The 13842-nt window shown below is 63.6% G+C and carries 11 protein-coding genes; 5 read left to right on the top strand and 6 right to left on the bottom strand.

The genetic code is table 11. The features are described 5' to 3' along the window. Positions 1-357 precede the first annotated feature (357 nt). Positions 358-1815: a family 4 glycosyl hydrolase gene (locus tag AB7C87_RS04810; RefSeq protein WP_369728260.1), complete on the bottom strand. Its 1458-nt coding sequence runs from the start codon at positions 1813-1815 to the stop codon at positions 358-360. Positions 1816-2687: 872 nt separating this feature from the next. Between AB7C87_RS04810 and AB7C87_RS04805 the strand changes: the two genes are divergently transcribed. The 3 genes from AB7C87_RS04805 (at position 2688) to AB7C87_RS04795 (ending at position 5871) form a co-directional block, all read left to right on the top strand. Continuing rightward, the gene (locus AB7C87_RS04805) at positions 2688-4190 is read left to right on the top strand and encodes a glycoside hydrolase family 43 protein (protein WP_369728259.1); all 1503 of its coding nucleotides are present in this window, start codon (positions 2688-2690) and stop codon (positions 4188-4190) included. A 143-nt stretch (positions 4191-4333) separates the two neighbouring features. Further along, complete coding sequence (locus AB7C87_RS04800; protein WP_369728258.1) at positions 4334-5095, top strand: IclR family transcriptional regulator; 762 nt, start codon at positions 4334-4336, stop codon at positions 5093-5095. A gap of 2 nt (positions 5096-5097) precedes the next feature. After that, positions 5098-5871, top strand: a complete 774-nt coding sequence (locus AB7C87_RS04795) for an SDR family NAD(P)-dependent oxidoreductase (protein WP_369728257.1) — start codon at positions 5098-5100, stop codon at positions 5869-5871. Positions 5872-6114: 243 nt separating this feature from the next. On the opposite strand, the gene AB7C87_RS04790 is transcribed toward AB7C87_RS04795, so the two are convergent. Then, positions 6115-6984: an SMP-30/gluconolactonase/LRE family protein gene (locus AB7C87_RS04790; RefSeq protein WP_369728256.1), complete on the bottom strand. Its 870-nt coding sequence runs from the start codon at positions 6982-6984 to the stop codon at positions 6115-6117. Between the two features lie 257 nt (positions 6985-7241). On the opposite strand from AB7C87_RS04790, the gene AB7C87_RS04785 reads away from it, so the two are divergent. Together AB7C87_RS04785 and AB7C87_RS04780 are read left to right on the top strand one after the other, a co-directional pair. Continuing rightward, positions 7242-8249: an RAD55 family ATPase gene (locus AB7C87_RS04785; RefSeq protein ID WP_369728255.1), complete on the top strand. Its 1008-nt coding sequence runs from the start codon at positions 7242-7244 to the stop codon at positions 8247-8249. Between the two features lie 113 nt (positions 8250-8362). Continuing rightward, positions 8363-9781 carry a hypothetical protein gene (locus AB7C87_RS04780; RefSeq protein WP_369728254.1) on the top strand — a complete coding sequence of 473 codons (1419 nt, stop codon included), beginning with the start codon at positions 8363-8365 and terminating at the stop codon, positions 9779-9781. Between the two features lie 149 nt (positions 9782-9930). Here the strand turns inward: AB7C87_RS04780 and AB7C87_RS04775 are convergent, their stop codons facing one another. From AB7C87_RS04775 to AB7C87_RS04760, 4 genes are read right to left on the bottom strand one after another with little or no spacing between them, the layout of a single operon-like run. Beyond that, on the bottom strand, positions 9931-10779 hold the full coding sequence (locus AB7C87_RS04775; protein ID WP_369728253.1) for a phosphate ABC transporter ATP-binding protein: 849 nt from the start codon (positions 10777-10779) through the stop codon (positions 9931-9933). Beyond that, positions 10776-11636 (bottom strand): PstA family ABC transporter permease, encoded by an 861-nt coding sequence (locus AB7C87_RS04770; RefSeq protein ID WP_369728252.1) that lies wholly within the window; start codon positions 11634-11636, stop codon positions 10776-10778. The genes AB7C87_RS04775 and AB7C87_RS04770 overlap by 4 nt, the downstream gene beginning before the upstream one ends. Continuing rightward, the gene (pstC, locus tag AB7C87_RS04765) at positions 11636-12577 is read right to left on the bottom strand and encodes a phosphate ABC transporter permease subunit PstC (protein WP_369728251.1); all 942 of its coding nucleotides are present in this window, start codon (positions 12575-12577) and stop codon (positions 11636-11638) included. The genes AB7C87_RS04770 and pstC overlap by 1 nt, the downstream gene beginning before the upstream one ends. A gap of 8 nt (positions 12578-12585) precedes the next feature. After that, a complete protein-coding gene (locus AB7C87_RS04760) occupies positions 12586-13563 on the bottom strand; it encodes a PstS family phosphate ABC transporter substrate-binding protein (RefSeq protein ID WP_369728250.1) in 978 nt (325 codons plus the stop codon). Positions 13564-13842: the final 279 nt, after the last annotated feature.

The following is a 13842-nucleotide window of genomic DNA, read 5'->3' as shown; positions in this document are numbered from 1 at the left end:
GGCTACTATACCACAACACCAGTACCGACCGACATATCGTACCAACTGCCACGAGTTATCGTAACCACTGAAGATCTTGTACCCCCGGGCACGATAGTCCGCTCGGAGACCCGGCGCCGGAATCGGTCTCCGGGCGCTGTCTGTGAGCGGTATGTGAATTGGCACAGCTGTCACCACACATACCAATCGCACAGTCCGCGATTTTCACACCTGGCCGTCGCTCACAGCTCACTTCAGTGCCTACTCGGATCGTACGAACGGAGCGCGGCTGGGAATCACCGATCCCGCGCTATTCGCGGTCCGGTATCGCATTATCGCCGAATACATCCGCACGGAAAGCGGCCTGTCGTCCGATGATTAGTCGATCGAACACGCCGACGACTCCGCGAGGACGGTCGATCCCTCGAGATCCCACGCCTCGAGATACTCTCGCTGGGCGTCGACGAGTTCGGCGAACAGCTCTCGAGCGTCTTCCGTCTGGAGCGTCCGTACCTGCTGGTCGATGAGAAACCCCTCGAACGCGGCGTCGAGGTCTCCGTCGGCCGCGGCCTCGATCACCGTCTCGATGGTCTCGACGTGGCCCCGGAGGAGGGCCCGGACCGGACGCGGGAAGCCGCCCGCGGCGATCGGTTTTACCGCTCCGGCGCGGACGATGGCGTTCGTCTCGACAACGGCGTCGTTTTGTAGGTCCGTGACCTGTCCGACGTTCGGCAGGTTGACGTTCGTGACGTAGGTGCCGTCACCGGCGAGGGCTTCGGCGATATCGACGAAGACCTCGTTCGATTCGGTGAGTTCGAACTCTCGGTCGCCCGCCATCCAGGCCTCGACGTCGGTCGTCTGGTCGGACTCCGCAGGGGTCCAGTGTTTGGCGCGGTAGTCGCTTCCGGTCCGCTTGACGCCCCAGCGATTGAGTTCCTCCTTACCGCCCTGGATGAACCAGGTCGCGTACTCGACCAGATGACGGTCGCCGGCGGCGGGCAGGACACCGAATCGACGGAATAGCTCCCAGGTCACCTGCCAGTTGTCGACGAAGACGCTCTCGTCGGCGAGATCCTCTCCGGTGAACGTCCGATTGCCCTCCTCACCGTCACGGAGTTCCTCGAGCGTCGGCCAGAGGTCGACGCCCTTACAACGCGCTTCGTCGACCCAGGTGAAGTGGTTGATCCCCTTGACGTTGACCGAGACGTCCTCGCGCGTCGCGTCCGCCATTCCGAGGTGGTCGCGGGCGTAGCGTGCGAGTCGGTGGCGAGTGCCGAGTACCTCGTGACAGAGTCCGAGCGCGTTGATCCCCGGATACTCGTGGTACAGCGCCCGCGTCACGAAGTGGACGGGGTTGGTGTAGTTGAACACCCAGGCGTCGGGACAGTGTTCGGAGATTGCGGTCGCGAACTCGCGATACAGCGGTACCGTCCGCATCGCGCGCATGATACCGCCGGGACCGATCGTCGCCGAGACGGCGCCGTAGATGCCGTAGCGTTTGGGAACGTCCAAATCGTGGACGAACGTCTCCGCCGGGTCGTACTGCGTCGACAGGACGACGACGTCCGCTCCGGTGAGTGCCTCGGCGAGTGACTCCGTCGCCTCGTAGGTCCAGTCTGCGACGGCGTCCTCGCGGGACTGTACCCAGTTGCCAAACCGGGCGTTGCGTTTCGCACTCTCGTGGTACTCGTCGTAGAGTCGGACCCGTCCGTTCAGGCCCGACTGGGCGAGGTCCTGAATGAGGTTCGGTGCCCATTGTCTACTGCCGCCGCCGACGTAGGCGACCGTGACGTCGTCCGGATCGATCGCTGTGTTCGAGCGAATTGCGCGCGCCATGGTGCGATTCTGTGGGACTCACTGGTATAAAACTCGTGATAGGGGAGAATTGTGCACCCCGCGGCCAGTCGCGTCGCGATTCGTCGACCGCCAGTCGGTTTCGTGGGGATGCGTTCGCCACGGAGCAGTTGCGATCGCGTTCGTATCCGGACGATCCGCTCGTGGACGGTCCGATTCGCGGGTTTCGGGAGACGAAACGATCGCCCGGAAAGATAATCGGAACGTGGCTCCCGTTCAGCCGAGCGGGTCGGTCCAAACGATCGAGAGATGGCTTCGAAACGCCGACGGTCGAGAGCTGTCGAACCGACGGAACCGGACGGTCGTGGCCGAGACGTTTCTATAGTAACAACTGCACCGATGTACACACTGATCGCCGAGCTCACGGGTCACCGGGTTCCCCGCTCGCTATTCCGCGGTTCTCACTCATGGTTCGAAAATCGAAGGTTTTCGTCATCACGAACGACCGCTGGTCGTTCGAACGACTTCGTTCGCTCACGGGTCGTTCCTCCCCGCTCGCTATTCCGCGGTTCTCACTCATGGTTCGAAAATCGAAGATTTTCGTCATCACGAACGACCGCTGGTCGTTCGAACGACTTCGTTCGCTCACGGGTCACGTTCGTTCCCCGTTCGCCGTTCCGCGGTTCTCGCTCATGGTTCGAAAATCGAAGATTTTCGTCATCACGAACGACCGCTGGTCGTTCGAACGACTTCGTTCGCTCCGAACCGCGCACGCTCCGAACCGCGCTTTTCGTCTGGCGATCAGGTGTGCAAGACCTGCAGTGGCTACTATAGTTGGGAAACGCTGAAGCGGCAGACGTCGGTGAGTCGGCGGAAGCGAAAAACTATATTATTCGGCTGAGTTGCGCTTGACCATGGAGTATCACAATCCAGTTATTCCTGGATGTCATCCGGATCCGACCGTCTGTCGCGTCGGCGAGAACTACTACCTGGCGACGAGTTCGTTCGAGTACACACCTGGCGTCCCACTGTATCACAGTCGAAATCTCGTCGACTGGGTGCCGATCGGCCACTGTCTCACCCGCGAGGCCCAACTCGAGCTCGATGACGCCGATCCATCTGACGGCATCTACGCGCCGACGCTTCGCCATCACGACGGAACATTCTACATGGTGACGACGAACGTCTCCGCGGGTGGACACTTCTTCGTGACAGCGGAGGATCCGGGCGGCGAGTGGTCGGATCCGACGTGGGTCGACGCGCCGGGAATCGACCCGGACCTGTTCTGGGACGACGGAACCGCGTACTTCACCTATCGAAGCGGTTCCGACGGAATCGAGCAGGCAGAGATCGACCTCGAGACCGGCGAACTCGGCGAGTCTCGCCAACTCGGTCGACGGCTAGTGGCCGATTTCACGGAGGCACCACACCTGTACGAGGTCGACGGAACCTACTACCTTCTGGTCGCGGAAGGCGGAACCCACACCCGTCACATGGTCTGTGCCGCCCGATCCGACGATCCGACCGGTCCGTTCGATCCCTGTCCGGACAACCCGATACTGAGCCATCGATCCGTCAGCGGGGCGTACAACCCGATCCAGGCGACGGGACACGGTGACCTCGTGGAGGCCCGCGACGGCTCGTGGTGGATGGTCTTCCTCGGTATCAGAAAACACGGCGGCCACCCCGGCTGGCACCACCTCGGTCGTGAGACCTTCCTCGCACCGGTCGAGTGGGTCGACGGCTGGCCGGTCGTCAACGGCGGCGATCCGATCGAGGAGACGATCTCCGTCCCCGATACGGACCGAGAGCGCGACGGCCGGACCGAGTGGACGACGCGCGAGTCGTTCGACGGCGACCGTCTCGGAGCGGAGTGGAACTATCGCTTCGGGTTCGACGACGAACGAATCGTCCTCGAAGACGGCGCGCTCACGCTTTCCGGCGGTCCGGCGACGCTCGACGACCGCGAGTCGACGTTCGTCGGTCGTCGCCAGCAACACCTCGAGTGCCGGGCGGAGACCCGGATCGATTTCGATCCCACGGGCGCGTCGGAGGCCGGGTTGACGGCACTCTACGACGAATCTCACCACTACGACCTCGGGATCGTTCGACGGGAGGGAGAGCGTCGTGCGATCGTTCGAGCGACCGTCGGTGGCGTCAGCGACGTTCTCGGCGAAACCGCGGTTCCAGAGGGCGCGCTCACGCTCTCGGTCGATGGGACGACCGATGAGTATCGCTTCGCCGTCAAAGCGGAGGGACAACCGGAAGAATCGCTCGCGACGGCGCCGACGAAGTACCTCGCGACGGAGGTCGCCGGCGGATTCACGGGCACCTACGTCGGCCTTTACGCCACCGGAAACGGCGAACTCGCCACGGAGCAAGCCAGCTTCGACTCGTTTACGTACCGAGGCGTGTGAGATAGCGGTCGTTTTCTCCGTCGCGTTCTTCGGACGGTCGTTTTCCCCGTCGCGTTCTCGAGAGACGAACTGAATCGAGGGATACTAACCACAATTCAGTATGGCAGAACAATCTATTTATGAGTTCGGTGAGAGATGGGGGTATGGCAGAACCGAAACACCCAGTCCGAACCGTCAGCCGGACGTTCGAGATCCTCGAGGTGATTCAGGAACTCGACGGCGCGGGCGTCTCGGAGATCGCGGATCGCGTCGACATCGGCAAGAGTGCGGTCCACAACCACCTGACGACGCTGGCAAACGAGGAGTACGTCGACAAGGACGGCGATCAGTATCACATCGGGCTGTCGTTTCTCGGACTCGGTGCGTACGCGAGAAACCGAACGCCGATCTACGACGCCGCGAAGGCCGAGGTGGACAAACTCGCCGACGAGACGGGTGAGCTGGTGAACTTGCTGGTCGAGAAGAACGGAATGGGGATCTACCTCTACCAGGCGAAAGGTGACAACGCGGTCGAACTCGATACGCACGAGGGAAAGCGGGTTCGGTTACACTGTACCGGACTCGGGAAAGCAATCTTGGCGTTTCGACCCGACGAAGAGGTCGAGCGAGTGCTTACCGAACACGGACTTCCCGAGGAGACCAGCCACACGATCACCGATCGCGAGGAACTCCTCGCTGAACTCGAGACGGTTCGCGAACAGCGCTACGCCGTCGATCGGGAGGAACGACTCAACGGCCTGCGGTGTATCGCGGCACCGATCACCGACGACACCGACCGCAGTCTCGCCGCCGTCAGCGTCTCCTGTCCCGTCCACCGGGTCGGCGACGATCGGTTCTACAACGACCTCCCGGAGGCGGCTCTCGGGACGGCGAACGTGATCGAACTCGAGTACAACTACTCCTAACGATGGACGAACACACACCCTCGCCGGTGACGGTCGACGGAAAACGAGCGATCGTCGTCGGCGGAACCAGCGGGCTCGGCGAGGCGATCGCGCTCGGATTCGCCGACGACGGCGCCGACGTGATCGCGACGAGTCGGGACGAATCGCGGGTAGCCGATACCGCGGCGGCGCTCGCCGACCGTGGCGCGGAGACGACGCGGGTCACCTGTGACGTGACCGATACCGACTCGCTCGAGGCCGTCCGTGACGCCACAGAAGAGACGTTCGGCGGGATCGACGTCGTCGTCGCCTCTCAGGGCGCGATCTCCCGGGAGACCGTTCTCGGGATCGGTGACGACGACTGGGAGATGGTCACCGACGTCGCCCTCGATGGGGTTCGACGCGTGATCCAGACGTTCGCACCCGCGATGGACGACGGGGGGTCGATCGTGACGATCTCGTCGCTCGCGGCGCGACTCTCGATGGCGAACCTGCCCGCGTACTCGGCGGCGAAAGGCGGCGTCGAGGCCTACACGCGCGCGGCGGCGAAAGAGCTCGCACCTGATCTCCGAGTCAACGCGATCGCTCCCGGCTTCTTCATCACACCACAGAACGCCGAGACGTACGCAGAGGGAACCGAGAAACGCGAGCGAATCGACGAACGGACGCCGATGGGCCGCGTCGGTGATCGGGAAGAACTCGTCGGTGCGGCAATTTACCTGTCGAGTGATAGTGCCTCCTACGTCACCGGTGAGGTCCTCACCGTCGACGGCGGCTTCGCGACGAGTGCGCTCTAGAAACTCGAGGTGAACCGACACATCGATATTCTCTCCCTGAGAACGCCGTGACACGATGGTGAAGATCGCATTCGTCGGCGCTGGAAGCCGCTCGTTTACGCGGACGCTCGTCCGTGACGTCCTATCTTTTTCCGCGCTAGGACCCGACGCTCGCCTTGATGGCTATCGACGAGGAGCGCCTCGAGTCGATCACCACCGCCACGGAGGCGCTGATCGACGAACACGATCTCCCCGCGACGCTCACTACTCGAGGGCGATCCGCGACCGGAACTCGGGTACCCCGCTCACGCCGACGTCCGGGACCCGAAACACCGCCCCTGCGCCGTCACCTTCTTCTGCACGATCGCCGTCGGTGAGTGCAGTCGTCAGGTAGAGATCCTCGTACGTCGGCCCCCCGAAGGCGACCGAGGAGACTTTCCGCGCCGGGAGTTCGACCGCGTCGACTTCCCGCCCGTCGGGATCGTGTCTGACGACGCGGCCGCCGCCCCAGCGCGCAGACCAGACGTGGTCGTCCGCGTCGACGGTCATTCCGTCGGGGACGCCGTCTCCCTCCGTCGTCTCGAGGAACGATCGCTCGTTCGAGAGCGCGCCGGTCTCACGGTCGTAGTCGAAGGCGTACACCGTGTGGGCCTCCGACTCGGTGAAGTAAAACGTCTCTAGATCTCGAGAGAATCCCATTCCATTCGGAATGTCGACGTTATCGACGACGACGGATGCCGTGCCGTCGGACTCGAGTCGGTAGAGATCACCCAGCTCGTCGTCGCCGGGCATCGTTCCGCAAAACACCCGCCCTTCGGGATCAGCGACGACGTCGTTGAACCGGGTCTCGGCGTCGATTTCGACGACCGGTTCGGCGACGTCGTCGCCCGGCTCGAGCCGGCTCACGGTGCCGTGGGTGAACAACAGTAACGCGCCGTCCTCCTCGATCGTATACCCGCCGAGGGGGGTGCCGTCGGTCTCGTAGGCGAGTTCGTACTCGTCGCGTCCGGGATCGTACCGGTAGAGTTCGCCGGCCGGAATGTCGACCCAGTACAGTCGTCGCTCGTCGGGGTGCCACAATGGTCCTTCGCCGGTGTGTGCGTGCGTATCCGCGATGCGTTCTGGCGTCGTCATGTCTTCCGTTTTCGGACGTTCGAACTTGAATCTAGCTGGATCGCTCGACGAACGAGGTTTACGGTAGGGTTTCTACCGACGAAATCTCACGACACCCCCGTTGCTCTGGGCGGACAACAATAAAAATCCTACACATATACTTAAACTGTTAGATAGTCGGGTTTGAGCCTCGTGATCGAGTTCTGAGTAGTCGCCGAGACGAACTGTCTCAGGGATCGGGGAAGGATTCTTTTCCCGCGTCCGTGGGAAGTGTGGGCATGGCTGGGCCCGACTCGGCCGACCGGACGGACCGCCATCCGCTTCGCTGTGATCACTGCGGCTATCCAATCCCGAACGAACCGCTCTCGACGGACGTCGGTCGATTCTGTTCGAAGGCGTGTCACGAGGCGGTGATCGACGAGTCGACGGTGTCCACTCCCGAGGAGTACGGGCGCGTCGCAACCGGCGTCGAGCCGATCGATTCGCTCGTTTCCGGGGGCATACCGACCGACGCGTTCGTTCTCGTCTCGGGTGAGGAAGGGACGAGACGGAGCGAACTCCTGACCGAACTCGCCTGGCGCGCACTCGAGCGCGGGGAACCGCTCGTCGTCGTCTCGTATGCAAACCCGCCGACGGCCACACTCGAGCGGTTCTTCGAGAACGAGTGGAACGTCCTGTCGGCCCTCGAGGAAGATCGACTCCGGGTGCTCGACTGTTTTACACACCGGCTCGCGGACAGGGAGGGATTTCTCGACGCCCGAAACGAGTGGACGGCGTTCGTCGCGGAGGCCGCCACGGAAGCCATCGTCGAGGTGAACGATCCGGGCGACGTCCGGGAGACGGCCAGCACCCTGCTCGGAACCCTCGACGATCTCGAGATGAGCGAAACCGGCCTCGTCGTGATCGATTCGCTCGACGAACTCGACGCGCTCGTCCAGGACCAACTGGTCCACAACTTCGTCAAGGACGTTCGGGCGACCGTCTGCAAGGCCCGGTACGTTCCGATCGTCGCCGGTGCGACGACGGCGGGCGAGGAGAGCGCGCCCGACGACGAGTACGTCTTCGACGGAATCGTCGACCTCCGGTTGGCCGACCACGCCGAATCCGCCACACGTCTCACGCAGATCGCGATCCGGAAGCTGATCGGTACTCGGTACCTCCCGCAGTGGGTCACCTGCGAGTACGAGCCCGGCCGCGGCGTGACCGTCTCTGCTCCCTCGAGAGAATCGTCCCGCCCGGTCGATGTCGACGGAACCGGTCGCCGCCGGGATCGCGTCGATAGATAACTTGGCACGACTGGCGTTGTGAGATCACGTCCGCCGGGCCCAGTATTATCCCACCGCTCGTGGTAGCGCCCTCGCGTAGCCACGATGTCGACCGTTGTACTCGAGGTGAGACGATGAGAGTATCGAGTCTCCTCGCCGGCGAACGATCGACGCCCTCCGGCCTGCCGAACTTCGACTCGACGACGGTGTTCGTCCGTGCGACGGCGAGCTATCTCCGCGGCGAGGCGTTTCCGGCGCTGGGGATGATTCATCCCCGGCTGACGCCGCTCGCCGCTCGGCTCAATCACCTTCCTCGGCGGGCGCGAACGGGGCTTTACACCGCGGGCGGCGCCAACGAGGGTCTCTCCCCGGACGAACTCGGAGACGTCGACGTCGAACGCTTCCGGCAGTGGGTCGTCGATCAGTATCCCGACCGCGGCTACCCCGCCGTCGTCGTCGGCTCGAGTAACGGGGCCGCGGTTCATCTCGCCGCGCTCCTCGGCGTTCCCTGGCTCCCCCAGACGTTCCTCGTCCCCGTCCGGCGGGACGTCCACCCCGACGCGATCCGCGAGGACGTCCGGTGGGGGCGCGAACACGCCGGTCCTCTTCTCGCGGCGAACCCGGACGTCTCGCTCTACCAGATGCACGACCCGAATCAGGACCGGCTGATGGTCCGGAAACTGGCGTACTTCCGGACCAAATCCCGCGTTCTGGGTGGGGCCTACGAGCGATTTCTCGAGACCGTCCTCGAACCCGGCGGAACGGTCGTCTCCCTCGAGTGTACGTACGACTGGCCAGCGATCGACCTCGACGAGCGCCACAGCTTCCAGGTCGGCGGTCTCGGCGGCCTCGAACCCGAATCTTACTACGAGGGCGGCGAGGCGGTCACGAACTTTCTCGCGAGACAGGACGCGGGGGTCCGCGAGTGGGAGACGCCGGAGCCAGACGGCAGAATTCCCGAATCCGAGTGGGGGTTCGAGCCGGCGCTTCGCGACGATCTGAGACGATTCGCCGAGAAACGAGGGTACGACGTCCGACGGCTCGCGTTCGACGATCCGCGGGATCTGAGCCCGTTCGTCGCCGACCGATACCGACAGCGGTACGCCGACCGCAATCGGCCGGTCGACCGCTTGCTCGTCCAGTCGTTCGCGCTGGTCGAACCCTGGTGGACGATCCGAACCGGCTCCGTCCCCTACTGGGCGGCGTTCAAGACCGAACCCGACGTCGCGTTCCTGGAGGAGTACCTCGAGTCGGCCGAGCCGTACGACGAGATCCGCGCGACGCTGTTCGGCCACGGCGTCGACTCCGCGGGTCTGGCCTCGGTCGACCGCTGGGAGTCGGCGCTCTCGCGCGCTCGAGACGGGCACGGGTTCGTCGGCGTCGACACCGAGCAGTTCCCCCACGACGTCGAGACCCACGTCCGGTATCACGAGGATCTCCCCGAAGTGATCGATGCCCGGCACTCCCACCCGCCACCGCTGTCGTTCGATCGCTTCGACTCGATCGCGAGCGAGGTCGAAGACGAGTACGTGATCGAATGGACCAAGGTCTGACCACGCCCGGATCACTGCCGTTAGTCGGGGGAATCGAATACAATTCGGAGCCGGCGACTCGGGCGTGTCCGACGAGACGGGCGCATCGATCGGGATCGAGAACAGCTTTGTGCTGGAATCGACGGTGAGGGACCGATGAACGACGAGGGTTACCGCTCGGGTGCTATCGGAGCGTCCGTCGCGTCCGATTGCTCTTCCGTTTCGGTTTCGAAACCATCGTACTCGACGGCCGCGTGTCCGCTGACGAACTCCTGAGTTCGTTCGGATTGTGGGTTCTCGAAGAACGACCGCGTGTCGTTGCTCTCGATAACCTCTCCAAGGTAGAGGAAGACGACCTCATCGGCCAGGCGTTTGGCCTGATCCATGCTGTGGGTGACCATCACGATCGTGTACTCCGCTTTCAGCGCCGCGAGCGTCTCCTCGACCCGTTCGGCCGAGATGGGGTCGAGCGCCGACGTCACCTCGTCACAGAGGAGGACATCGGGTTCGACGGCCAGCGAACGGGCGAGACAGAGCCGCTGAATCTGCCCGGTCGACAGCTCGGCCGCGGGCGTCTCGAGTCGGTCGCTGACCTCCGCCCAGAGGTTCACCTTCCGCAGGTAGGTCTCGACCAGATCGTCGAGTTCGGGTTTCGACTCGTACTCGCCGTGGATCTTCACGCCGTAGGCGACGTTCTCGTAGATCGACAGCGGGAGCGGCGTCGGCGTCTGCGGAACGTAGCCGATGCGCCTGCGGATCTCGGGCGCCGGCTCGTCGGTGTCGTAGATCGAGCGGTCGTCGAGGAGGACGTCGCCAGTAACCTCGACGTTCGGTTGAATCTCGTGGAGCCGGTTCAGTGCTTTCAACAGGGTCGACTTACCACAGCCCGAAGGGCCGATGATGGCCGTCAGACGGTTTTCGGGGAAGTCGACGTCGACGCCTTTCAGGGCCTCCACATCGCGATTTCCGGTGTACGTTACGGCGAGTTCTTCCGTTCGAATTGCTGGTTGCTGGCTCATGAGTATCTTCCTCCTGGTGCGTACCGTGCGAAGCGTCCCGCGAGCAGTTTCGAGACGAGGATCAAGCCGAGGACGGCGACGATGAGGACGAACGACGCCGCGTAGGCGTGTGAGCGAACCTCGGCGTTGAACGACGTCGACTGATCGAAGATGAGGATCGGCAGGGTCGTCGCCGGCTCGAAGAGCCCGTTGGGCATCTGGGTGCTCCGTCCGGCGGTGAACAACACCGTCGCGGCGTCGCCGATCCCGCGGGCGAAGCCCATGATGATCCCCGCGACGACGCCCGGCAAGGCCGCACGGACGGTTATCCGCGCAGTTTCGAATCGGGTCGCGCCGAGCCCGTACGACGCCTCCTTTACCGTATCGGGCGCCGAACGCAACGCCTCGTCCGTATAGCGAGTCATGATCGGGTACTGGAAGATCGCGATGGCGACGATCCCGAAGAACAGGCTCGTCCGGGCGCCGACCGCGATGACTACGGTGAGGACGAACACACCGTAGACGATCGGCGGCGTCGCCCAGAGCACGTTCAGGAACATGTTCACGGCGTCGGAAAAGCGCTCGCTCGAGTAGTCGCTCTGGAGGTAGATCGCCGTCGAGACGGCGAGTAACATCGAGATCACCGTCGCCGGGCCGACGATGAAGATACTGCCGAGGACGGCGTGGAGGAAGCCGCCGTCGCCCTCGAGCATGTATCGGGAGCCCGGCGGCGTGACCACGATCGCCGGATTACCGACGAGCGCGGCGCCGCCTCTGATGATCGTCACCGAGACGACCAGAATCATCACCGCGACGACGAGTGCGGCGGCTCCTCGGACGAGCGCGCCGAAGAGTCGCTGTTTGGCGTAGCGATCCATCAGTACTGCCACCTCCGTCGGAGTCGTTGCTGGACGAGCATCGCGCCGAAGTTGAAGATCCAGACGACGACGACGAGCATCAGGCCGACGAAGATCAGCGCGGACTGGGTGATCGGGATCGACATCAGTTCGCCGAAGTCGCTGACGATCAGCGTCGGGAGCGTCTGGCCCGTCGCGAACAGCGAGTCGGGGATCTGCGTCTGCCCGCCGATGAGCATCGCCGGGACGATAGTCGCCCCGAAGACTCGCCCGAAGCCGAGCAACACCGCAGAGAAGATGCCGGGGCCCGCCGCTCGAAGCAACACTGATCGGATCGTCTCCCACTTGGTCGCGCCGACACCGAGCGAGGACTCGCGCAGTTCATTGGGTAGCGCCTCGAGCGACTCGACTGACAGCGAGATAATAAATGGGGTGACGACGATCGCCATCACGAGGCTGACGGTGAAGATACCGAGGCCGGTCGCGCTGGAGCCGACCGTCGGCGCGAGGTAGTTACCGACGAACGGGACGACGACGAGCAGGGCGACCAGCCCGAAGATGACACTCGGGATCGCCGCGAGCACGTCGATGAACGACGAGACGACCACTTTCAGCCGCCCCTCCGCGTACTCCGCGATGTAGATCGCCGCGAGGATCGCGATCGGCGTCCCCATGAGCATCGAGAGAACGGCCACGTAGATCGTCCCGACGATGGCGGGGAGGAAGCCGAACTGGTTCTGTGACGGATCCCAGTTCGCCGACGTCAACATCTGGACCAGCGAGTACTCCGCGAGTAGCGGCACCGATCGGTGGACGAGCGTCAGAACGATCAGGCAAAACAACGCGATCGCGAAGTAGCCGGCGCCGCGAAGCCAGTAGCCACTCAGTCGCTCGAGGTACAGCCGCCGGGCGAGGCGACCCGAGCGCCGGTCGGACTCCGTCGATTCCATCGATTCTCCCATCACTCACCTCACGGTCCGTCGGCCAGGTTTTCCTGGGCTTCTTCGAGCCGATCCTCTTCGAGCGGGACGTAGCCGTTCTCCCGGACGTACTGTTGGCCGTCCGTCAGCACGAACTCGACGAAGTCGTACGCTTCTCCCTCGAACGGGCCGTTCGAGGCGAGGAACATCTCGCGGGCCGGTGGCGCGGGATACGTCCCCTCCTCGACGGCGGCGAGGAACTCCCTGCGCGTCTCGTAGAAGTCCTCGTCCTCGGAGAGCGTGCCGTCGCCGTCGAGGTCCAGCGGGATCGGCCGAATGTCGCCCTCGAGTTCGCCGCTTCCCAGATCGTAGACGTAGTTGATGTTGTTCAGCGAGATGGCGTTCTCGTCGCTGCCGATGGCCTCCGCGACTCGCTGGTCGCCGTCGTGGTTCGCGTCGGCGAGTTCCTCGAGTTCGTTCTCGGTGTAGGCGTGGTCTTCGCCGCCGAGGAAATCGCCCCACTGCTTGTAGGCCGCCGACGCGTCGGAGCGCCCGTAGACGACGATCTCTTCGTCGACGTCCCCGTCGACGAGTTCGCCCCAGTTCGTGATCTCTCGCGTGAAGATGGCCTCGAGATCCTCGCGAGTGAGGCCGTTTTCCTGAATTTCGTCGAGGACGGGGTTATCGGCGTTGACCGTGCCGACGACCGTGTCGATGAGCATCGGCACGGCGAACAGTCCCTGATCGATCTCCTCCTGGTCGGGTTGGCGCCCCATCATCGCGACGTCGACCTGATCGTTCAGCACGTCGGAGACGCCGACACCCGTTCCGCCGCCGCTGATGTCGAACGACGTTTCCGACTGATCCTCGTAGATGTCCGCCCAGACTTCGACCATCGGCAACGGACCGACACCGCCGGAGATACGAACGGCCGAACCGTTGTCGGAAGATAGACACCCAGCGAGTGAAATCACAGCCCCTGCTCCTGCACCTTGCAATAGAGTGCGACGCGAATAGCCTCGTTCCATAGAGTATCCCCGTTTACCGATTCAGTCGTTGTAATAGCTCTTCTCCCTGCAAATCTTCGTTCCTCCCTGTGAAACCAGCAAACACCTCGAAACCGTGCGTGTAGTACACACTCCCGTGGGTGTGATTCTCGCACAGGTTCACGTCTCGGATCGACACCGCTCGAAACGGGGGGTACGGGCTCTCTACAAGGGACGGCGGTCTGGGTCGCTTGGAACCCGGCTCGACGGTGTCGAGCCCTCGAGTAACGCTCGTCGGCCGGCTCGGGAACGACGTACGCT

The organism is Natrarchaeobius versutus (assembly GCF_041205745.1).
Classification (GTDB): domain Archaea; phylum Halobacteriota; class Halobacteria; order Halobacteriales; family Natrialbaceae; genus Natrarchaeobius; species Natrarchaeobius versutus.
The sequence above is the reverse complement of the archived record's forward strand: the minus strand, read 5'-3'. Positions and strand labels throughout refer to the sequence as shown.

Excerpts from the sequence above, each read along its gene's own strand:
- AB7C87_RS04785 (WP_369728255.1), top strand. The coding sequence starts at position 7,242 with ATGGCTGGGCCCGACTCGGCCGACCGGACGGACCGCCATCCGCTTCGC.
- pstC (WP_369728251.1), bottom strand. The coding sequence starts at position 12,577 with ATGGGAGAATCGATGGAATCGACGGAGTCCGACCGGCGCTCGGGTCGC.
- AB7C87_RS04775 (WP_369728253.1), bottom strand. The coding sequence starts at position 10,779 with ATGAGCCAGCAACCAGCAATTCGAACGGAAGAACTCGCCGTAACGTAC.
- AB7C87_RS04770 (WP_369728252.1), bottom strand. The coding sequence starts at position 11,636 with ATGGATCGCTACGCCAAACAGCGACTCTTCGGCGCGCTCGTCCGAGGA.
- AB7C87_RS04805 (WP_369728259.1), top strand. The coding sequence starts at position 2,688 with ATGGAGTATCACAATCCAGTTATTCCTGGATGTCATCCGGATCCGACC.
- AB7C87_RS04780 (WP_369728254.1), top strand. The coding sequence starts at position 8,363 with ATGAGAGTATCGAGTCTCCTCGCCGGCGAACGATCGACGCCCTCCGGC.
- AB7C87_RS04760 (WP_369728250.1), bottom strand. The coding sequence starts at position 13,563 with ATGGAACGAGGCTATTCGCGTCGCACTCTATTGCAAGGTGCAGGAGCA.
- AB7C87_RS04790 (WP_369728256.1), bottom strand. The coding sequence starts at position 6,984 with ATGACGACGCCAGAACGCATCGCGGATACGCACGCACACACCGGCGAA.
- AB7C87_RS04800 (WP_369728258.1), top strand. The coding sequence starts at position 4,334 with ATGGCAGAACCGAAACACCCAGTCCGAACCGTCAGCCGGACGTTCGAG.
- AB7C87_RS04795 (WP_369728257.1), top strand. The coding sequence starts at position 5,098 with ATGGACGAACACACACCCTCGCCGGTGACGGTCGACGGAAAACGAGCG.
- AB7C87_RS04810 (WP_369728260.1), bottom strand. The coding sequence starts at position 1,815 with ATGGCGCGCGCAATTCGCTCGAACACAGCGATCGATCCGGACGACGTC.